This window comes from Micromonospora sp. H33 (genome assembly GCF_052068455.1).
GTDB lineage: Bacteria > Actinomycetota > Actinomycetes > Mycobacteriales > Micromonosporaceae > Micromonospora.
On the sequence record NZ_JBQHDE010000011.1, the window covers coordinates 137700 to 158292 of the forward strand.

A 20593-nucleotide genomic window follows, 5' to 3' on the forward strand; every position below is an offset into this window, starting at 1 on the left:
GGGTCAGCCGGTCGGGCCGAACCGTTCGGTCCGCACCCGGCGGGTCTCGTGTCCCAGGCCGACCAGCAGGTCGGCGACCGTCTCCACGAAGCCGGTCGGGCCGCAGACGTAGCACTGTGGTTGCAGGTCGGGCGGCCAGCCGTGGGTGTTGACGTCGGCGAGGCCGATCCGGTGCGGCTCTCCGCGCCAGCCCTCGGGAGCCTCCCGGGTGTACACGTACGCCACGTCGAGGCCGAAGTCGTCGCGGACCCGGTGGCGCAGCTCGTCGGCGTAGAAGACGTCCGCCGGCGTGCGGACGGAGTAGAGCAGCCGGAACGGCACCCGGCTGCCGACGGCGCGTCGGGCCCGCACCATCGCCATCAGCGGCACGATCCCCGACCCGCCCCCGATGAGCAGCACCGGCGCGGTCTCCTCCGGCCGCCACACGAACCATCCGCCGACCGGGCCGCGCACCTCCACCGGGTCACCCTCGGCGTACGTGTCGATGAGGTACGGCGACACCTCGCCGTCGGGCACCCGCTGCACGGTCAGCTCGATCCGGTCCCCGTCGGCGGGGCCGGCCAGCGAGTACGACCGCGCGGCCTGGTAGCCGTCCTCAGCGGTGAGCCGTACGTCGACGTGCTGCCCGGCGAGGTGCCCGGGCCAGCCGGGGACCTCCAGCACGAGGGTCTGCGCGCTCGGCGTCTCGGTTCGACGCTCGACGAGCCGGGCCACCCGCCAGGTCAGCGGGGCGACCCGGGCGCCGGCCGTCGGTGCCGCCATCAGTCGCCCTGGTATCGCTGCTCACGCCACGGGTCGCCGTAGTCGTGGTAGCCGGCGGTCTCCCAGAACCCGGGCTGGTCGGTGGTGCCCAGCCGGATGCCGCGCACCCACTTCGCGGACTTCCAGAAGTACAGGTGCGGCACGACCAGCCGGGCGGGCCCCCCGTGATCGGCGGGCAGCGGCCGCCCGTCGTACGTGTGCGCCACCCAGGCCCGCGCGCCGCGCAGGTCCGGCAGGGGCAGGTTGGTCGTGTAGCCGCCGTACGAGTGGGCCAGCGCGTAGTGGGCGGCGGTCGGGACACCGTCGAGGAACGTGTCCAGGGAGACGCCCTGCCAGTCGGTCTCGCGCTTGGACCAGCGGGTCACGCAGTGGATGTCGACGGTGAAAGTCTCCTGGGGCAGGGCCATCATCTCGTCCCACGTCCACCGGAACTCGACGCCGGTCTCGGTGGTGATGACGAACTCCCACGTGTCCAGTGGCACCTTCGGGGTCGGGCCGGCCGACAGCACCGGAAAATCCTCGGTCAGGTACTGGCCCGGGGGCAGGGCCGGCTCCGCGGAGCGGGGCCGGCCCTGGAAGCCCGGTGACACGATTCCCACCCGTCAGTCCTACCACCCGGGGCGGGGCGTCCGCGCCCGCTCGGCCGGAAGGGACCACGACGGGTGACCGTCAGCGGCGCCCGGCGACGGTCTCCCTCTCCCCGGGTTCGCGGTCACGGGTGGCCCGCAGGCTGGTGAGGGTGACCACCACCAGGACCACGACGATCACCGCGAGGGAGATCGGTGTGGGGATCTCCGGGACGCCGTCCCAGATGCCGTGCGCCCAGTGCAGGGCGAGCTTGACACCGATGAAGCCGAGGATGATCGACAGGCCGTAGGTGAGGTGGACCAGCCGGCTCAGCGCGGCGTGCAGGACGAAGTAGAGCGCCCGCAGGCCGAGCAGCGCGAACGCGTTGGTGGCGAAGACCAGGTACGGGTCCTCCGTGATGCCGTAGACGGCGGGCACCGAGTCGACCGCGAACACCACGTCGGTGGCGAGCACCGCCACCACCACGAGGGCCAGGGGGGTCAGTGTCCGCCGGCCGTCGATGCGCACGGTCATCCTCGTGCCGTGGTAGTCGTCGGTGACCGGCATGAACCTGCGCAGCAGGCGCACCGAGCGCATCTTGTTGATGTCGACCTCCTGCTGGTGGCCGGACATCGCGTCGCGCAGCAGCTTCACGGCGGTGACCAGCAGGATGACGGCGAAGAGCAGGAAGGCGAAGTCGAGCGTCTGCAGGGCGGCGGCGCCGAGGGCGATGAAGATCGCCCGCAGCACCAGGGCGCCGGCGATGCCGTAGAGCAGGACGCGCTGGGCCAGCACGGCGGGCACCGCGAACGCGGCCAGCAGTAGCATGAAGACGAAGAGGTTGTCGACCGACAGGGACTTCTCGACCAGGTAACCCGTGAGGTAGTCGATGCCCTGCTTCGACCCGTACGCGGACCAGATCCACGCGCCGAAGGCGAGCGGCAGCGCGATGTAGAACGCCGACCAGCCGAGCGCCTCCCGGAGCGACACCTCGTGCGGGCGCCGGGTGACCAGGAAGTCGAGCAGCAGCAGCGCGAGCACGCCGGCGATGGTGACGCCCCACAGCGTCGGAGTGCCGACCGACTGGAGATCGGCGGCAAGGTGCAACTCGGTCATGGAGCCTCCTCGAACACGGTGTCATGCTCGAGGTCTCCTTCACCCACCTTCGGTGGGCAACCACCCGAGGCGTGCTCCGGGCACGCCGTACTGACCGGCATGGTTCGCGGGAAGTACTCCCCTCGTCGCGACAAGGTTAGGTCAGCCTGTTCCGGACCGGCAAACGGGCGTGGCGGCACGGGCGGCGACCGCGGCGAGGACGGCCGTCGCCGACCACACCGGGCCGGGCAGCCACGACGGGTACGCCCACCAGCCGTACTCGTGCAGCGTGGTGACCAGCGGCAGGCGTCGGGGCGGCCGGGGCCGTGCAGCATGGCCACCCTGATCCGGTCGTCGACCACACCGCCTCCCCGTCTCCCCGGTGGCGTTCCCGGCCCCTTACCGCGCAAACGCGGCGAGCGCCTATCGTGGCCCGGTGACCGAGGACCTCCCGGCCGGCCCCCTCGCCGGCGTACGGGTGATCGAGCTGGCCGGGATCGGGCCGGGGCCGTTCACCGCGATGATGCTGGCCGACCTGGGCGCGGACGTGGTCCGGGTGGACCGGGTCACGGACGTGGACACCTCCGCGTTCGGCAGTCCGCACCCGGACCTGCTCAACCGGGGTCGCCGCTCCATCGCGGTGGACCTGAAGTCGCCGGGCGGCCGGGACGTGGTGCTCGCGCTGGTCGCCGGGGCGGACGCGTTGATCGAGGGCTTCCGGCCGGGCGTGACCGAGCGGCTGGGTCTCGGGCCGGCGGACTGCCACGCGGTCAACCCGCGCCTGGTGTACGGGCGGATGACCGGATGGGGGCAGGACGGCCCGGCCGCGCCGTACGCGGGCCACGACATCGACTACCTCGCGCTGACCGGGGCGCTGCACGGCATCGGGCGGGCCGGCGAGCGGCCGGTACCGCCGATGAACCTGCTCGGCGACTTCGGTGGCGGCGGGATGATGCTCGCCCTGGGCCTGGTCAGCGCCCTGTACGCGGTGCGCGGCGGCGCGCCGGGACAGGTGGTCGACGCGGCCATCGTGGACGGGGTCTCGGTGCTCAGCACCCAGATCCACGGGCTGCGGCGGCTCGGCATGTGGCAGGACCCGCGCGGGGTGAACCTGCTCGACGGCGGCGCGCCGTTCTACGACACGTACGACTGCGCCGACGGGCGGCACCTGGCGGTGGGCGCGCTGGAGCCGCGCTTCTACGACGAACTGGTACGGCGGACCGGCTTTCCGCTGCCCGGCGACGATGCACTGGACCGCACCGACCCGGCGAACTGGCCGGCGCTGCGGGAGGCGTGGGCGCGGCTGTTCCGCACGCGGACCCGCGACGAGTGGGCGGCGCTGCTCGCCGACTCGGACGCCTGCGTGGCGCCGGTGCTGGACTGGACCGAGGCGCCGGCACACCCGCACCTGGCCGCGCGCGGCACGTTCGTCGAGCGTGACGGGGTGACCCAGCCGGCGCCCGCGCCGCGCTTCTCCGGCACCCCCACGGCGCTGCGGCGGCCACCGCCGCAGCCCGGCGAGCACACCGACGAGCTGCTGGCCGAGGCCGGCTTCGACGCCGCGCGCGTCGCCGACCTCCGCGACGCGGGCGCGGTCGCCTGAGGTGTGCGCGGGCCCCTTGTCGGGGCCGGGCGCCGGTCAGGGCCGGCGCAGCGTCGCACCCGGCGCGAGCGCCGGTTCCACCATGTCCCGGTAGTCGCGGGGCAGTTGCACCACCACGTCGTCGAACTCGCCCCCGCTGATCGCCTCCCGTAGCGTGATGAACACCGCCCGCACCGCGTCCCGGGCCGTCGGCTCGTCCACCTGCGCCCGCGCGGCCACCCGGGTGACGAACTCCGCCGCACCGAGCCGCTGCGCCGACTCGTTGTCCGGGCCCGGCTTCAGCACCACCTGCAACGGGCGCGGCAGCTGCACGGCCAGGTCGAGCACCTCCCCGCCGGTCAGCCGCTCCGCGAGGGTCTCCAGCGTCGCCCGGGTCAGCTCCACGGCCTGCTCCCCGGAGGTACGGGTGCGCTGCGCGACCTGGTCGATGAAGGTGTCGTAGTTCATGGTGTGCTCCCTCGGATTCGGCCCCGGCGTCTACCCGCAACCTCGCCCGCAAAACGGCCCGGTTACCCGCCGGTCGGGTGCGTGAGCCCGGCCCGGACGGGTAACCGCCGCCGGTCGTGACCGGATCGATGCCCTGAGGAGCTCACCATCATGGCGACGTACGCCGACGTGCTGCAGTACCTGTCGAGCCTGGACTACCCGGCCGAGAAGGACGACGTGGTACGCGAGGCCGAACGGGAGGGCGCCCCGCCGGACGTGCTGCGCGCCCTGCGTGCCCTGCCGCCGGTCGACTACGCCAACGGCAACGAGGTGGCCCGCTCGGCGAGCATCGAGGCCGCCCCGGAGGTCGGCCCGGCCCAGCGCGCCAGGCAGGCGAGGGACACACGGCACCAGCGGGTGTCACAGCACCTGCGCAGCATCTGACGCTTAGTGGCGGTGCGGACGCAGGACGGACACCCCGCGGCCGCGGTACAGCTCACCGTCATGGGCGTGGTCGGCGTGGTGACCGGCACCGTCACCGCGGCGCTCGGCATGGAGATGCTCGCGCCGCTGGTCGGCTGGGACGCCGCCGCGCTGACCTGGCTGGTGCTGGTGTGGCACAAGGTGTGGCCGCTGGACGCCGAGCGCACCGCGCGGCTCGCGGTCCGCGAGGACCCGAACCGGGCGGTACGTGACGTCCTGCTACTGGTGGCGTGTCTGGCCAGCCTGCTGGCGATCGCCTTCGTGGTGACCACCGCGCACCATGTGCCCACGCATCTGTCCCGGGTCTTCGGCGGTCTGGGTGTGCTGAGCGTGCTGCTGTCCTGGTTCGTCGTGCACACCGTCTTCACCGCGCGGTACGCCCGGATCTACTACACGGGCCCGGACGGCGGGGTGGACTTCAACCAGACGGGACGGCCCTGCTACACGGACTTCGCGTACCTGGCCTTCACCGTCGGCGCGACCTTCCAGGTGTCGGACACGGTGCTGACCAGCATCCAGATGCGCCGGACGGTGCTGCAGCACTCGCTGCTGTCGTACCTCTTCGGAGCGTTCCTCATCGCGGCGACGGTGAACCTGCTGGTCGGCCTGCCGAAGTGACCCGCCCCGAACAGGCGGGCGCCCCGGGCCGCGAACCGCGACCAGGGGCGCCACACACGGACCTGTCCCAGTGGTCTGCGCGCCCGAACCGGAACGCGCTCACCAGGCAGTTGCCCTACGCCCGAACCGGGCGAGCATTTCTGCCGCGCTCAGCATACGACATGACATCCCCCGAACGGGTGGATATTTCGGAACAGTGTGGGCTGGCGCACGTTTCGGTCAGCGGGTTAGCTCCGCGTACCGCTGCTCCAGGTCCACCCTGGCCAGTGCGCCCACCAGCCAGGCCAGCCGCTCGGACTCGCCGCTTCCGGCCAGCCCGGCGAGGTCGTCGGCGGAGCGCCCGAGCCCGAGCCGGCGCGCGGCGGCCAGTGCCCGGCGGTCGGCCACGGGCGCCACCTCCCGCCACAGCGCCTGTGCCTCCCGCAGGAAGAGGTCGACCACCGCATCGTCCACCCCGGGCAGTTCGGTGAGCAGCGCCCGCTCGCGGGCCGGGTCGTGGTGGGCGGCCGAGCGCAGCCGCCGCAGGTCGCCGCGGTACCGATCCACTACGTTCTGCGCCAGGTCGCCGAGGGTCGTGGCGAGTGCGTCCACGTCCCCACGCTGGCCGCTGTCCCGCAGCACCCGTACGCGGTCGGCGTGCAATGAGCGGGCCAACCGCGCCGCACTGTCCCACCCGTTCGCGGGGAGGGCGTGCGCGCTGTCCAGGGCCCGCCGGAAGTCGCCCCGCCGGGCCAGCAGCACGGCGAGACAGAGGATCTGGAACAGGCTCGACGGGTTGTTGGTGACCCGGAAACCGTACTGCTCGGCGAAGCCGCGCCCGCCGCCGGCCAGCCGGCGGACCAGGCGCTTCTTGTCCTCGATCGTGGAGATGCTCGGCATGCGCGGCGACTACCCGTCCCGGGCCCGGCCACGCCTATACCGCCGGAACAGTCAGCCGTGCAGGCCGCCGCTGCGGTCGCGGGCCTTCAACCGGGTGGTGGGCAGCGCGGGAGCGGGCAGCGGCGGGGCCGGGTCGTCGGCGACCACGCCGAACCGCCGCCCCGCCATCCAGTCCTCGCGGGCGGCGGCGACCTCCTCGTGTGAGCGCCCGACGAAGTTCCACCACATCACCAGGGGCTCGTCGAACGGCGTACCGCCGAGCAGCAGCAGCCGGCTTCCCGGGTCGCCGCGCAGCGTGAGCCGCTCCCGTCCCATGCCGAGGTAGAGCAGCGCACCGGGCGTCAGGGCCACCCCGTCGACGTCCGCGGCGCCGGACATGGCCAGCAGCGCGTACTCGAAGTCGGAGCGCAGCGGCAGGGTGGCCGGCGCCGGCCCGCGCAGCTCGAGCTGCGCGCCGAGCAGCGGCGTGTGCACCACCGCCGGGGAGCGCTCGCCGGCCAGCTCGCCCACCAGCAGGGTCACGTCGAGGTCGTCGTCGCGCCAGCGCGGCAGCTCCGCGTGGTGGGCGAAGTCCGCGTCGCCGGCGCGCGCCGGGTCCGGCAGCGCCACCCACAGCTGCACGCCGTGCATGAGGGGCGGATGCTGCGCGGGCGACCGCTCGGAGTGGGCGATACCGTGCCCCGACGTCATCACGTTGAGCTGACCCGGGCGGATCGGCTGCACGCTGCCGAGGCTGTCGCGGTGCAGGATCTCCCCGTCCAGCAGCCAGGTCACCGTCTGCAGGCCGGTGTGCGGATGCGGCGGCACCTCCATGCCGGGCCGCTCGGCGACGTCGTCCGGGCCGAAGTGGTCGACGAAGCACCATGCCCCGACCAGGCGCCGCTGCCGCTGCGGGAGCAGCCGCCGCACCGTCGTGTACCGCCCCAACGGCACATCGTGGCCCGGCAGCAGCACGCTGCCGGGATCCACCGTCGCCACGCCAGGTGGGCGGGTCTGCGCCGGCATCTTCTCGGTACGCTCCACGGCCCGACTGTACGCCCGCCGCCCCTCCCTCAACCGGCGGTGACGGTCACCGCGTCGGCACCCGCCACCAGATCCACGTAAAGGCGGTCGACGGAACGCTCCCAACCCGCCGTGCCCAGCAGGGCTCCGGCGACGACCCGGTCCGTACGCTCGTCCCCGACGGCGATCGAGCCGGCGCCAGCGGCCGCCCGGACTCGCACCGGCGGGTCCCCCGGCACCAGGATGTCCAGGCGGTTCACCCCACCGGTGACCCGCACGGTGAGCGTGCCGCCGATCCGGGGCAGCCGCAGGTCGGTCCGGGTGGCACCGCCCACCAGGTCGACGCCGGCGAGACGGGCGGCGCTCAGGTCGAGCCGCTGCTCGGTCACCGCACCGACGAGACGCAGCCGCCAGGTCACGCGCGCGTTGAGCACCACCTCGACAGCGGCCGGACCGGGCCGACCGGTCGCGGCCAGCCCCAGCCGCACCCGGTCGCCCAGCACCTCCGGCCGGGGCAGCAGGGCACCGTCGGCCGGGGCGACGATCCGGTAGAGGTCCTCCCCCAGGTCGCCCATACGCAGATCGAGGAGCGTCAGCCCGTCGGCGAGTTCGAACGTGGCACGCTCCCGGCCGTCCCGGGGAGCGGTCACGGCGTCGCCGCCCCCGCTCGCCGCATCGCCGCCCGCGCTCGCTGCGTCTCCGCTTCCGCTCGCCCCGTCGCCGCCCGGGACCGCCGCATTGCCGCTCCCGCTCGCGGACGCGTCGGCCGCGGCGCCCGCGCCACCCTCGGCGACCGGGACAGCGGATCCGGGGGTAGGACCCCCGCCGGAGAACGCCAGCCCCAGCCGGTGCGGATCGGACAGCGTCGCCACGATGGCCAGCGCCCCCAGCGCCAGCACCACGAGCGCCGCCGCCACCAGCAGTCTCCCGCCGTACGGCCACGACCGCCGAGCCGCCTCACCGCCGTCGCCGGTCACGTCCGCTGCCCACGCTTCCTGCCCCACCCCGCCATGGCTTCTCCCCTTCTGCGGTCCCCGCCGGGAGTACGTGCACATCCCATGCACGGATCACTCCCCGACCGCAGCCGCCCATGGGCTCCGGCTTGGTCGGCTTGGGCCCGTCCTTTGAACCCGAGTCGATCAAAGGTCAGACGCCGCTGGCCGGCACCCATGGTTCGGGTGCCGGCCAGCGACTTGTTTCCCCCTGTGAGGAAAGCCTTGAGTTGTCAGCTGCCCGGGGGTCAGCTGTTCCAGTGCTCGGCGACGAGGTCGGCGGCCTGGGTCTCCCACTGCGCGTAGTGGAACGGGTAGGCCGAGACCTGCACGGTCTGGGCGGCCTTGGTCAGCGGCATGTCCTGCCAGCCGTCGACCTGCTTGAGACCCTTCAGGAACGCCATCGTCGAGTACTCCGGGTCGGTGATCTGCTCCACCGTGCCCCAACCCGAAGACGGACGCTGCTGGAACAGGCCCTGCGAGTCGTGGTCGTTGCGCTCACCCAGATGACCCAGGTTCACCAGCTTCGACTCCTGCAGCGCGGTGGCGATCGCCACCACAGCGGCGCGCTCGTCCATGCCGGCCTTCTTCGTCGCCGCGATGATCGCCTTCACATTCGCGGCCTGCTCGTCGGTCAGGTCGATACGCGACTGCTCGCCCTGCACACCATGCGGGATCAGCTTGCCCTTGTCCACCTTGTCAGCCTGCACGGTCGCGACGACCGGCTTCGACTCGATCGACGGGACGGCGTTGGCCGTAGCCGGGCCGGCGATCATGCCACCGGCGAAAGCCAGACCAGCAATACCCAGAACGCTCTTACGCAGCATCGTGTTCATCAGAGAAGCTCCATTCGGGGGAAAGGCGCCACCAGCCACAAGAAGGGGGAACGGGCGTGGTGACGCGAGCACCATCAGGCACTCAAAGACTTGAGGGATTTCCGTCCGGAGGCCACGCCCCGGGGGGCGGGCTGCTTCCGTGGTGCCGGGTCCAGATGTAACGACCGCCGGCCCGCCATCATTCCGGGGCCCGCACCCTGCCACGAAGGCAGGCGCTGCTCGATCGTCCAGGTGATGTAACGACCCCGCCCCCGCCACGATTCCGACCCTGGGATGCCGCCGGTCACACCCCGAAACCGGACACCCGACCCCGGCGATCCGGACAAAGCGGTCAGGGCACGCACGGCACGTGGAGATCTTGGAAGATTTCGGCCCCTCCAGGGGCCGTTTGCTTCCAAGATCTGCGCGGGGACGGGGTTGAGCCGGCGCACCACGGGCGGACCGGGACCAGGTCAGGGGTGTGGCCCGCCGTGACCGGCGCAGGGATCAAGCCTGACCGCCCGGAGCCGGGCACGGCGGGCCACACCCCCCAACCGCAACCACGATCAAGCCGCCACCATGCCCGGCGCCACGCCCCCAAGCGGCAACCACGACCAAGCCACAACCATGCCCACCTGCCGCCACAAGGCCAACCGCAACCACACGACAGAGCCGGCGAACCCCGGCACCCGGTCAACGACACACGGCACGAAGCCAGGGCCACCTCTGACCACAAAGGAAGCCGGCACCGAGAGGCGGGACGGTGAACCGGACAGGGGTGACGGTCCGTATTCGGGGACGGTTCGGCGAAGGCGCCGACGCGGGCGGCAACGGGGCCGCCGTAGCGATCGAAGGGACGTGTCGGGATGCCGGAGACGGTCGAGACGGTGTTCGCCCGTGTAGTCACCCGGAACCCGGGTGAGCCGGAGTTCCACCAGGCGGTTCGGGAGGTGTTGGAGAGCATCGGGCCGGCCCTGGCACGGCACCCGGAGTACGTCGAGGCGCGGATCATCGAGCGCATCTGTGAGCCGGAGCGGCAGGTGATCTTCCGGGTGCCGTGGGAGGACGACCACGGCCGGGTGCGGGTAAACCGGGGCTTCCGGGTCGAGTTCAACAGCGCGCTCGGTCCGTTCAAGGGTGGGCTTCGTTTCCACCCGTCGGTGTACCTGGGGATCGTCAAGTTCCTGGGTTTCGAGCAGATCTTCAAGAACGCGCTGACCGGGCTGCCCATCGGCGGCGGCAAGGGCGGGGCGGACTTCGACCCGAAGGGCCGCTCGGACCGGGAGGTGATGCGCTTCTGCCAGAGCTTCATGACCGAGCTGTACCGGCACATCGGCGCGCAGACCGACGTGCCGGCCGGGGACATCGGGGTGGGCAGCCGCGAGATCGGCTACCTGTTCGGTCAGTACAAGCGGATCACCAACCGCTACGAGTCGGGCGTGCTCACCGGGAAGGGCCTGGCGTACGGGGGTGCGCAGGTGCGTCGGGAGGCGACCGGGTACGGGGCGGTCTTCTTCGCCGAGGAGATGTTGAAGCAGACCGGGGACGGCATGGACGGCAAGCGGGTGGTGATCTCCGGCTCCGGGAACGTGGCGATCTACGCGATCGAGAAGGTGCACCAGCTCGGGGGGACGGTGGTCGCCTGCTCCGACTCGGACGGGTACGTGCTCGACGAGAAGGGCATCGACCTGGAGCTGCTGCGGGAGCTGAAGGAGGAGCGCCGCAGCCGCTTGGACGACTACGTACGCCATGTGCCGCACGCGGTCGCGGTCTCCGCCCGTACCGTCTGGGAGGTGCCGTGCGACGTGGCCCTGCCGTGCGCGACGCAGAACGAGATCGGCGGCGCGGAGGCCGCGGAGCTCGTCGCCGGCGGCTGCATCGCGGTGGTCGAGGGCGCCAACATGCCGACCACGCCGGAGGCGGTACGGATCCTCGGGCGGGCCGGGGTGCGGTTCGCCCCGGGCAAGGCGGCCAACGCGGGCGGGGTGGCGGTCAGTGCGCTGGAGATGCAGCAGAACGCCAGCCGCGACTCGTGGACCTTCGCGCAGTCGGAGCAGCGGTTGCGGGACACCATGCGGGACATCCACGCCCGCTGCTGGGCGACCGCCGCGGAGTACGGGCTGCCCGGCGACTACGTGGCCGGGGCGAACATCAACGGGTTCCGCCGGGTGGCGGAGGCGATGCTGGCGCACGGGGTGGTCTGACTGGCCGGTCGGTCAGTCGTCCATTGACAGCGGTGGAACGGCGCGCCTACGTTCAGGTCCCTACCGGTCGGTAGGCCACCGCCCCGCCCGGGCTCACCACCGGGCGGCCACCGTCCCCAGGGGGAGCGCCGATGCTGTCCTCGACCGCCCGTACCCTGCGGCGCCTGCTCGGTGCCGGCGTGGCCCTGACCCTGACGGTGGGGCTCGCCGGCGCCGCGCCCGCGACCGCCGCCCCCGACCGCCACGGCGACGGCGCGCAGCCGCTGCCCGGCTACACGATCAGCAACCCGCCGCTCGAGCCGCTGGTGGTCGGCGGCGCGCCCACCACCGTCCGGCAGGGCGTCCACCGCCACTCCGGCTACCTCATCGAGGTCCCGGAGAAGTGGAACGGCGACCTGGTGATGTGGGCGCACGGCTACCGCGGGCAGACCACCGTCCTGTCGCCGGAGCCGCCCGGGTTCGGGTTGCGGCAGCGCCTGCTGGAGCAGGGGTACGCGTGGGCGTCCTCCTCGTACTTCCGCAACGGTTTCGACATCAGGGCCGGCGTGCTGAGCACCAAGGACCTGGCCGACCACTTCCGCCGGGAGGTGAAGCGTCCCCACCGGACGTACCTGGCCGGCGCCTCGATGGGCGGCTACGTGACCGCCCGCTCGCTGGAGCAGTACCCCGGCTTCTACGCGGGTGCCCTGCCGTTCTGCGGGGTGCTCGGCGATCACGCGCTGCTGGACTTCTTCCTCGACTACAACCTGGTCGCGCAGGCCCTGGCCGGGGTCAGCGCCTACCCCGTACCGGCCGACTATCTGACGAACGCGGTGCCCCGGATCCAGGTGGCGCTCGGCCTGACCGGGATCACGCCCACCAGCCCGGGGATCACCAACGAGCGGGGTCGCCAACTCCGGGACATCACCATCAACCGGTCGGGCGGGCCACGTCCCGGCGCCGACATCACGTTCGCGATCTGGAAGGACTTCCTGTTCGGGATCAGCGCCACCAACGACGGTGACTCCCCCGCCGAGCGGCCCGGGCAGATCGCCACCAACCTGTTCACCCGGTACGCGCCGAACAGCCCGGTGAACATCGACGCCACCGTGCAGCGGGTCGCCCCGGAGAACCTGCGGCAGCGGCTGTCCCCGACCCTGACCGAGGTGCCCCGCATCGCCGGCCGGCCCACTGCACCGGTGCTCAGCCTGCACAACCTCGGTGACCTCTTCGTACCGTTCTCGATGGAGCAGGTGTACGCCCGCGACGTCGCCAAGCATGGCCGCAGCCGGCTGGTCGTCCAGCGGGCGATCCGGGCCGCGCAGCACTGCGAGTTCACTCCGGCCGAGGCCGGCGCCGCCTGGGACGACATGGTCTCCTGGGTACGCACCGGCGAGCGCCCGGCCGGCGACACGGTCACCGATCCGGCGGTGGTGGCCGCGCCGGACTACGGCTGCCGGTTCAGCGACCGGGCCGCGTACGCCGCCGGCGTCGGCACCCGCCGCCTCTACCCCGCCTGCTGACGGCCCATACGACGACAGCGGGCGCCCGCCGGACAAAAGGATCCGACGAGCGCCCGCTCTAGCAGATGTTCCGAGCCCTGCCCGGAGCACCGTCACGTCAACGCATGCTCCGCGCGCCGAGGCGGTGACGCTGGCGCCACGCGAAGGTCATGAGCAGCAGGACGGCACCAACGCCCACGAGCCCGCCACCGACCTTCATCGGCGTGCTGGTGCTGGCACCCGTCACCGGCAGGTGCTTCTTGTCGTCGTCCTTCTTGTCGTCCTTCTTGTCGTGCTTCTTCTTCTTGGGCAGGATGGTCACCGACGCCGTGTCGGACTCGCCACCGCCCGTCGCCGTGAAGAAGCAGCGGCCGGGGTGGCGCGGCGTGTAGTTGACACTGAACCTGCCGTTCTCGTCGGCGGTGACCTGAATCTGGTCGGTTACCGGCTGCCGCGCGAACGACACGGGCACCATCGCGACCCGCTCGCCGTCGGCGCGCCGGGCGCCGCTCATGGCGGTGGCCCGCGGCGAGCAGCTGACGGCGATCGTGATGTTCGCGCCGGGGGTCCAGTTCCTTCCGAGCAGAAGTACGCTTCCGCCGATTTTGATCGTCGGCGGGTGGACGTCCAGGTGGGCGTGGTCACCCGGCGGGTATTGCGTTACCGTCGGCGCCGGCTGCGGCTGTGCCGCCCCCGCCGCGGTCGGCACGACGGCCACGGCCAGACCGACCGTGAGCGCCATGATGATGCGGGATAGCCGCATGATTGGTTCCCTCCTACTGGTCACAACTTGGTGCGGTAACAACTTGGGTGGTCCATGGGGTGGCGGTCGGGGTGAGCCACAGCTCGGCCGCTCCGCTGCCGGTTTTCGCGGTCAGCAGGGTCACCTCCAACGTGCGGGAGGCGCCCGGGCCGACCTCGACTTTCACCGTGGCAACCTGCCGGTGTCGCTCGAGGCCACTGCCCACCGCCACGTCGACGCCGTCGAGGCGGGCGCCGAGAACCGCGCCGACGGCCGGGCTGTGGACGGACACGAACGTCCGGACGGTGTACGGGTCGCCCGCCAGGCCGAGGCCGAGGACGGACTTGCTGAGCCCGCTCTTCGGCGCCGACGAGCGGAGGGTGACCCGCAGCCGGAGCTCCCGGCCACCGTCCGACTGGCAGTCACCGACCGTCAGGGTCGCCTCCGGCCGGAGGTAGTAGCCGAGCTTCGCGCCGCTGCCGTCGTTGAGGAACACGCCGACCGTCGGCACGGTGTCCTTCTCCGGAAGCACCCCGGCCACCCGGCTGTCGCCGAGGGTCCGCTGTTCCTCCGGTCGGGCACTCCAGAACAATATCCGGCGTTCGGTGACGGCACGGTCAAATGCGGACAAAAGCGCCCGGAGGTTGACATTATTCTTGAACAGCGTGTCGAAGACCGCGGCGGCGGCCGTCCCGAAGAAGTCGTCCTGCTCCTCGTTGTCCAGCCGCTGGTAGGCCTCACTCAGCAGAGTCCGGACGACGGTGTCGCCGGCCAGTGAGACGCCGCCGGGCACCACCACTGGCCCGGTGGCCTTCAGCAGGTACGACAGCACGACCGGGTCGACGGCGAGCACTCCGTCCACGGTGGTCCCGGTCTTCCGCCGGACCATCTCCCGGTAGAGCGCGGCCGCGGTCGGGAAGTGCGGGCTGAGGTTGACGTCCGCGGGATAGATGCCGGGCAGGTCACCCCAGCTGGCGCGCACCTGCGCCGGAATCTTGAGCGGCGGGGTGAAGCGGCCGAGGCTGGCGCTGGTGCCCTGCCGGCCCAGCCGGACCCGTCCGCGGTCGGCGTGGAGCATGGCGTACGCGCCGATCATGCCCCCGGTGGCCCGCAGCTCGGCGGGGTTCTGGGAGACCAGGAGGTAGGTGCGGGGGCCGTCGATGCCCAGCAGCGGCGGCAGCAGCCGGGTGGCCTGGTCCGCGGCGGCGGTCAGTCCGGCGAGCCGGTCGATCTCGCCCCGCAGCTCGGCGAGCGCCCGCCGGACCTGTTCCACCAGGCCGTCCGTGGGCACCTCGGCCAGCCGCACCCGGGTGCCCTGCACCGCGTCGTCGATGACCTTCAGCTCGGCCGACACCGTACGCACCCGGGCCACGTCCAACCGTCCCTCCCGGGGCAACAGGGCGGTGAGGTCGGTCCGGAGCAAGGGCGGGAACGCGTCCCGTGCCAGGTCGTCGATGGCGACCGCGATGTGCCGCACCGCCGCCAGGTTGTCCCCGGCGTACGGGGCCTGCCGGCCGAGCCACCAACCCGGGTCGTCGGTGGCCGCCCGAGCGGCGCCGGCCTGCTCCTGGAGCGCGGCGAGGGTGCGCTGGGCCCGCTCGGTGTCGCCGGTGACCACCTGGTTGCTCAGGTCACGGGCCAGTCCCGCCGCGTTGACCAGATGGGCGCGCGCCTGCCACCCGCGGAAGCCCACCCAGCCGCCGGAGACCAACAGCACCGAGCCGGCCACCAGAGCGGCAAGCAGCGCGCGGCGCAGGCGGGCGCGGCGCCGCCGGCGGGATCGACCGCGCCGTCGACGCGGTGTCTCGCTTTCCCTCACACCACACTCCGTTCCCCTGAAATCGGACAGCCGGGATCATCTCTCCCGACGTTCTTAACACCTAACGACCGATCTAGGGCGGAATCGACCGTTTAGCCCGTTGAGCGAGAAAGGCTCAGCGACCGGCGGCGGCGTCGTAGAGCAGCCGCTCGACCTGGTCCACGCCCGCCGACATGGACATCTGCCGTAGGTACGCCTCGCGGCCGCGCCGGCCCATCTCGGCCCGGGCGGGCGGCGGGATGGTGGCGGCCAGCCAGAACCGGTCGGCGAGGGTCGCCCAGTCCTCAGGCGGGCAGGAGAGCCCGGCGCGGGCCCGCTCGACCAGCTCGGCGGTGTCGCCACCGGCGGAGGCGACGACCGGCGCCGCGCAGGAGAGCGCCGCCTGGAGCTTGCCGGGCAGGGTGCTGCGCAGTTCGGGCAGGTCCCGGAGCATGACCAGCTGGTAGTCGGCGGCCGCGTACAGGCCCGGCATGTCCAGCGGCGAGCGCCGCTCGACGAACCGCACGTTGTCGGCCCGCAGCTCGGCGGCGAGCCCCCGCACCCGCCGCTCCTGCTCGCCCGACCCCACCAGGACCAGGTCCATCGTGCCGTCGAGAGCCGCCGCCGCGCGTACCGCCGTCTCCAGGCCCTGCCGCGCTCCGATGGTGCCGGCGTGCATGACCACGCACCGGTCGTCCCGGCGGATGAGCCGCCGGGCGGCAGGGCTGGGCCGGACCGGGTGGAAGATCCGTTCGTCGGTCCAGTTGAGGACCACCTCGACCCGGGCCGGGTCGGCGCCGGCGGCCACCACGAGGTCGCGCATCGAGGGCGCGGCGACCGCCACGCGGTCGGCGGCCCGGTAGGTCCGGGCCATCGCCCCGGCGATCCGGGCGGCCCAGCGGCCGTGCTCGCCGGCGGCGGGCTCCTCCTCGGCCCACACGTCCTGCACGTGCAGGACGGTCGGCACCCGGCCGAGCAGCCGCAGCAGGGCAGCGGCCGCGAAGGCGGTCGCCGGCGGCTGGTGGACGTAGAGCGTGTCGACGCTGGCGAGGAACCGCCGGCCGACCAGCGACGCGCTGCCGGCGAACGACAGGTAGCGGGCCATGCGGGTCCTGACCGACCCGTCGCCCCCGGCGTAGCGGGGCACCCGGCGCACGGTCAGCCGCTCGCTGCGGGTCTCGTGGTGCCAACGCTGGCGCCACCCCGGATAGACGTGGCCGCCCGGGTAGTCCGGGAACCCGGTGAGCACCCGCACCTCGTGACCGCGGCGGGCCAGCTCCTCCGCGAGGCTGCCGGGGATGAAGGCCGGTTCCGGCGGGAAGTGGTACGACAGGATCCCGATCCTCACCGCGACTCCCCCGTGCTCGGCGCGGCATCGTGACACGGCCGGGCGGTCTCCGCGTACGATGCCGGCAACCCCTCCGCGTCCGGCCGACCGTGCCGGACGCCCGCCGTCTCCGCGTCTGCATGAGGGGTCCTGATGATCGACCGGGTGCTGTTCGTCTGCCACGCCAACCTGTGCCGGTCACCGATGGCCGAGTATCTCGCCCGCCGGCTGCTGGCCGACCGTCCGGTGGAGGTGTGCAGCGCGGGCACCGACGCCGTCGAGGACCTGGCCATGCACCCGTACGCGGCGGAGGTCGCGGTCGGGACCGGCGCGGATCCGGCCGGGTTCCGCAGCCGCCGGTTGCGCCGCGAGCACCTGGTCGGCGCGACGCTGGTGCTGACCGCGACCCGGCGGCAGCGGTCGGTGTGCACCGCTCTCGCCCCGGCCGTGCTGCACCGCACGTTCACCCTGCGCCAGTTCGGCCGGCTGGCCGCCGCAGTGGAACCGGAGCCGACGACAGCCGGTGACCCGCTGCGGACGGCGGTCGAGGCCGCCGCCCGCGCCCGGGGGCGGCTGCAACCAGCCGCCCCCGACGCGGATGACCTGCGGGACCCCATCGGCGGTACGGCCGCCGACTTCCGACGCTGCGCCGAGGAGATCGAACGGTCGCTGCGACCCCTCGCGGCGCTCATCGCGACAGCCGGGTGAGTTCCTGAGTATGGTCGCTGACCACCCCCGGCTGCTCGGCGTGCCGGGGGCCGGAGACCTGCTCGGCCGGCACGACGGGCGGCTCGGCGGCGGCGACCACCCGGTAGGCCTCGTACTGGTACGCCTCGGTCTTCGGCACCTTGGCCATGTTGAGGACGCAGCCGAGCAGCCGCACCGAGACCGAGTGCAGGGACCGGGCGGCGGCGGCCACCTGCGAACGCGAGGTCCGGCCCTGCTGGGTCACCAGCAGCGCGCCGTCGGCCTGGACGGCCACCACCACACCGTCCGTGACCGCGAGCAACGGCGCGGTGTCGATGATGACGATGTCGGCCGACTCGCGCAGCGCCAGCAGCAGGTCCGCCATCGCCTTCGAGCCGAGCAGCTCGCTCGGGTTGGGCGGCGCCGAGCCGCTGGGCAGCACCAGCAGCGACTTGTCGCCCCAGCGCTGCACGACGTCGCCGACCTGCACGTCGCCGACGAGCACGTCGGTGAGCCCGACGCCGTTGTCCAGCCCGAGGTAGTCGCCGACCTTCGGCCGGCGCAGGTCCGCGTCGACCAGCAGCACCCGCCATCCGGCCTCGGCCAGCGCGATGGCGAGGTTGCAGGACATCGTCGTCTTGCCCTCGCCCTGCAGCGCGCTGGTGACCGCGATGACCCGGGCCGGTTCGTGCACGTCGACGAAGCGCAGGTTGGTCCGCAGCTTCCGGACCGCCTCGGCCCGGGCGGAAGCGGCGGCCTCGCCGACGATCAGCGGAGAGGCCTTCGCCGTGGTCTCGAAGGGGATCTCCCCGAGCAGCGGGCTGCCGGTGACGCGCTGGAGGCCGGCGGCGTCGCGCAGCCGGACGTCGGCCAGCCCGCGCAGGATCGCCAGGCCGATGCCGGCGAGCAGACCGACCAGGGCCCCGATCGTGAAGTTGCGGACCGGCTGCGGGGAGACCGGTGTCGGGCTGACCCGCGGTCCGCTGACCACCTCGATCTTGATCGGTCCGGCCTTGCCGTCCTGCGTGGTCTCGACCTTCTGCACCAGCTCGACGAACCTCGCCGACAGGGCCTCGGTCACCCGCAGCGCACGCGTCTGGTCGGTGTCGGTGACCGAGGCGCGCAGCAGGACCGTACCGGTCTCGGTGGAGGTGCTGACCCGTCGCTGGACCTGCTCGGCGGTGAGCCCGACCGGGTTGTCGGCCACCACGCTCTGCGCGAGGCGGTCGCTGGTCAGAAGTTCCGCGTACGACTTCACGCGTTGCTGGAGGAACAGACCGCCCTGGTAGGCGTCGGTCACCCCCTGGCTGGGCGTCGTGACGAAGAAGGTCACCGAAGCGACGTACCGGGGCTGGGCCCGGACGGTGACCAGGGCGGTGACGCCCATCGCGACCATGAGTGTGAGGAGAACGATCCACCAGTGCCGACGCACTAGGCGGAGGTGGCGGTACAGGTCCATCAGGCGTGCCTCCGTACCAGGCCGGTAACGCCAAAGAACTTCACGAAAACCCCCAAGGTCGTCTTAATCGCGTGAAACCATTAAAGCGGTTCGTGCGTCTTATGTCCGGAGTTATGCATTTTCGCCTATCCGTCGGACGCACTTTTCCTCCGAGGACAAACGGCAGGGCGCGGAGGAGGTCACGTCGTCTGCGTTCGCGGCCGTTCGCCCGGCTGGATAGGGTCGGGGGTGGTGTGCCGGGAAGCCTGGTCGGCGATCGATTCCTGCTGCCTCTAGATCCGGGGATGGACCGCCGATGACCCACCGCACCCCGCAGCCCCGCCGCTCCCGCCGCCTGTTCTCGCGTACCTCCTGGCCGGAGGCGCGGTTCCTGGCCGACGTGCTGCGGACCGAGACGGTCGGCGGCGGCCTGCTGCTGCTCGGCGCGGTCGTGGCGCTGGTCTGGGCGAATTCGCCCTGGGGGGACTCGTACACCGCGCTCTCGAGGTGGGTGCCCTGGCCGGGCGGCTCGGCCCTGCACCTGGACCTGACCCTGGCGACGTGGGCCGCGGACGGCCTGCTGGCCGTCTTCTTCTTCGTAGTGGGCCTGGAACTCAAGCGCGAGTTCGTCGCCGGGGAACTACGCGACCCGCGACGTGCCACCCTGCCGGTGGTCGCCGCGGTCGGCGGCATGGCGATGCCCGCGCTGATCTACGTGGGCGTCACCCTGGCCGCCGGCGGCGAGGGCGTACGCGGCTGGGCGATCCCCACCGCGACCGACATCGCCTTCGCCCTCGCGGTGCTGGCCGTGATCGGCTCCCACCTGCCTCAGGGGCTGCGGGCCTTCCTGCTCACGCTCGCCGTCGTCGACGACCTCTTCGCCATCACGATCATCGCCGTCTTCTACACCGACGACTTCAGCCTGCTGCCGCTGCTCGGCGCGCTGGCGCCGATCGCGGTGTTCGGGCTGCTGGTGCAGCGCCGCAGGACGTGGTGGTGGGCCCTCATCCCGCTCGCCGTTGCGGCCTGGACGCTCGTGCACGCCTCCGGCGTGCACGCCACGGTGGCCGGCGTGCTGCTCGGCTTCACCGTTCCGGTGCTGGGCACCAGGAAGGGTGACCGGCACGGGCTCGCCGAGCACCTGGAGCACCGCTGGCGGCCGGTGTCCGCGGGCTTCGCCGTACCGGTCTTCGCGTTCTTCGCCGCCGGGGTCTCCCTGCGCGAGGCGGATCTGCGTGTGGTGATCACCGACCCGATCGTCATCGGCATCGTGGCCGGTCTGGTGCTCGGCAAGGCGATCGGCATCTTCGGCTCGACGTTCCTACTGGCCCGGTTCACCCGTGCCGAACTGGACGAGGACATCACCTGGTCGGACCTGCTCGGCGTCGCCGTGCTCGCCGGCATCGGCTTCACCGTGTCACTGCTGATCGGCGAACTGGCCTTCGGCACCGGCAGCGCCGCCGACGCCAACGTGAAGGCCGCGGTGCTGGGCGGCTCGGTGATCTCGGCGCTGCTCGCCACGACTGTCCTGGTCCGTCGCAACGCCGCCTACCGGCGGATCGCCGAGGCGGAACAGGCGGACGCGGACAACGACGGCATCCCGGACGTCTACCAGCGCCGCGACGCCTGACGCGGCGCATCGCCCCCGGGCGTAACGGCGGGGGCGCGGCGGGG

General features: G+C 72.5%; 19 protein-coding genes. 7 read left to right on the forward strand and 12 right to left on the reverse strand.

The annotated features are described in order from the left end of the window. Positions 1-3 precede the first annotated feature (3 nt). The 3 genes from ACTMS0_RS22315 to ACTMS0_RS22325 all read right to left on the reverse strand — a co-directional run bounded on the left by ACTMS0_RS22315 (position 4) and on the right by ACTMS0_RS22325 (position 2445). Positions 4-762, reverse strand: coding sequence for a ferredoxin reductase (locus ACTMS0_RS22315; protein WP_441157193.1), 759 nt, complete (start codon positions 760-762; stop codon positions 4-6). Continuing rightward, positions 762-1352, reverse strand: coding sequence for a sulfite oxidase-like oxidoreductase (locus ACTMS0_RS22320; RefSeq protein ID WP_441157235.1), 591 nt, complete (start codon positions 1350-1352; stop codon positions 762-764). The genes ACTMS0_RS22315 and ACTMS0_RS22320 overlap by 1 nt, the downstream gene beginning before the upstream one ends. Before the next feature lie 79 nt (positions 1353-1431). After that, the gene (locus ACTMS0_RS22325; RefSeq protein ID WP_441157194.1) at positions 1432-2445 is read right to left on the reverse strand and encodes a TerC/Alx family metal homeostasis membrane protein; all 1014 of its coding nucleotides are present in this window, start codon (positions 2443-2445) and stop codon (positions 1432-1434) included. Positions 2446-2860: 415 nt separating this feature from the next. Here ACTMS0_RS22325 and ACTMS0_RS22330 point away from each other — a divergent pair, with 415 nt between their 5' ends. Beyond that, positions 2861-4027 (forward strand): CaiB/BaiF CoA transferase family protein, encoded by a 1167-nt coding sequence (locus ACTMS0_RS22330; protein WP_441157195.1) that lies wholly within the window; start codon positions 2861-2863, stop codon positions 4025-4027. Between the two features lie 36 nt (positions 4028-4063). Here ACTMS0_RS22330 and ACTMS0_RS22335 read toward each other — a convergent pair whose 3' ends face one another. Further along, positions 4064-4474 carry a DUF2267 domain-containing protein gene (locus ACTMS0_RS22335; protein ID WP_441157196.1) on the reverse strand — a complete coding sequence of 137 codons (411 nt, stop codon included), beginning with the start codon at positions 4472-4474 and terminating at the stop codon, positions 4064-4066. 150 nt (positions 4475-4624) lie between these two features. Here ACTMS0_RS22335 and ACTMS0_RS22340 point away from each other — a divergent pair, with 150 nt between their 5' ends. After that, positions 4625-4897 carry a DUF2795 domain-containing protein gene (locus tag ACTMS0_RS22340; RefSeq protein ID WP_441157197.1) on the forward strand — a complete coding sequence of 91 codons (273 nt, stop codon included), beginning with the start codon at positions 4625-4627 and terminating at the stop codon, positions 4895-4897. Between the two features lie 12 nt (positions 4898-4909). Further along, positions 4910-5554, forward strand: coding sequence for a DUF1345 domain-containing protein (locus ACTMS0_RS22345; protein ID WP_441157198.1), 645 nt, complete (start codon positions 4910-4912; stop codon positions 5552-5554). A 219-nt stretch (positions 5555-5773) separates the two neighbouring features. Here the strand turns inward: ACTMS0_RS22345 and ACTMS0_RS22350 are convergent, their stop codons facing one another. The 4 genes from ACTMS0_RS22350 to ACTMS0_RS22365 form a co-directional block, all read right to left on the reverse strand. Then, the gene (locus ACTMS0_RS22350) at positions 5774-6433 is read right to left on the reverse strand and encodes a hypothetical protein (protein WP_441157199.1); all 660 of its coding nucleotides are present in this window, start codon (positions 6431-6433) and stop codon (positions 5774-5776) included. Positions 6434-6484: 51 nt separating this feature from the next. Then, on the reverse strand, positions 6485-7456 hold the full coding sequence (locus ACTMS0_RS22355) for a pirin family protein (RefSeq protein WP_441157200.1): 972 nt from the start codon (positions 7454-7456) through the stop codon (positions 6485-6487). Between the two features lie 29 nt (positions 7457-7485). Further along, positions 7486-8412, reverse strand: a complete 927-nt coding sequence (locus tag ACTMS0_RS22360) for a hypothetical protein (protein WP_441157201.1) — start codon at positions 8410-8412, stop codon at positions 7486-7488. A gap of 263 nt (positions 8413-8675) precedes the next feature. Beyond that, positions 8676-9263 carry a hypothetical protein gene (locus tag ACTMS0_RS22365; RefSeq protein ID WP_441157202.1) on the reverse strand — a complete coding sequence of 196 codons (588 nt, stop codon included), beginning with the start codon at positions 9261-9263 and terminating at the stop codon, positions 8676-8678. 845 nt (positions 9264-10108) lie between these two features. On the opposite strand from ACTMS0_RS22365, the gene gdhA reads away from it, so the two are divergent. Together gdhA and ACTMS0_RS22375 are read left to right on the forward strand one after the other, a co-directional pair. Beyond that, complete coding sequence (gdhA, locus tag ACTMS0_RS22370) at positions 10109-11446, forward strand: NADP-specific glutamate dehydrogenase (RefSeq protein WP_441157203.1); 1338 nt, start codon at positions 10109-10111, stop codon at positions 11444-11446. A 131-nt stretch (positions 11447-11577) separates the two neighbouring features. Further along, positions 11578-12948: a hypothetical protein gene (locus ACTMS0_RS22375; RefSeq protein ID WP_441157204.1), complete on the forward strand. Its 1371-nt coding sequence runs from the start codon at positions 11578-11580 to the stop codon at positions 12946-12948. A gap of 97 nt (positions 12949-13045) precedes the next feature. Here ACTMS0_RS22375 and ACTMS0_RS22380 read toward each other — a convergent pair whose 3' ends face one another. The 3 genes from ACTMS0_RS22380 to ACTMS0_RS22390 all read right to left on the reverse strand — a co-directional run bounded on the left by ACTMS0_RS22380 (position 13046) and on the right by ACTMS0_RS22390 (position 16815). After that, positions 13046-13690, reverse strand: a complete 645-nt coding sequence (locus ACTMS0_RS22380) for a hypothetical protein (RefSeq protein ID WP_441157205.1) — start codon at positions 13688-13690, stop codon at positions 13046-13048. Between the two features lie 13 nt (positions 13691-13703). Then, positions 13704-15488, reverse strand: coding sequence for a DUF4012 domain-containing protein (locus ACTMS0_RS22385; protein WP_441157206.1), 1785 nt, complete (start codon positions 15486-15488; stop codon positions 13704-13706). 115 nt (positions 15489-15603) lie between these two features. Then, a complete protein-coding gene (locus tag ACTMS0_RS22390; protein WP_441157207.1) occupies positions 15604-16815 on the reverse strand; it encodes a glycosyltransferase family 4 protein in 1212 nt (403 codons plus the stop codon). Between the two features lie 132 nt (positions 16816-16947). On the opposite strand from ACTMS0_RS22390, the gene ACTMS0_RS22395 reads away from it, so the two are divergent. After that, complete coding sequence (locus ACTMS0_RS22395) at positions 16948-17502, forward strand: arsenate reductase/protein-tyrosine-phosphatase family protein (RefSeq protein ID WP_441157208.1); 555 nt, start codon at positions 16948-16950, stop codon at positions 17500-17502. On the opposite strand, the gene ACTMS0_RS22400 is transcribed toward ACTMS0_RS22395, so the two are convergent. Next, positions 17483-18940 (reverse strand): polysaccharide biosynthesis tyrosine autokinase, encoded by a 1458-nt coding sequence (locus ACTMS0_RS22400; RefSeq protein ID WP_441157209.1) that lies wholly within the window; start codon positions 18938-18940, stop codon positions 17483-17485. The genes ACTMS0_RS22395 and ACTMS0_RS22400 overlap by 20 nt on opposite strands. A 295-nt stretch (positions 18941-19235) precedes the next feature. Between ACTMS0_RS22400 and nhaA the strand changes: the two genes are divergently transcribed. Next, positions 19236-20549, forward strand: coding sequence for a Na+/H+ antiporter NhaA (gene nhaA, locus ACTMS0_RS22405; RefSeq protein WP_441157210.1), 1314 nt, complete (start codon positions 19236-19238; stop codon positions 20547-20549). Positions 20550-20593: the final 44 nt, after the last annotated feature.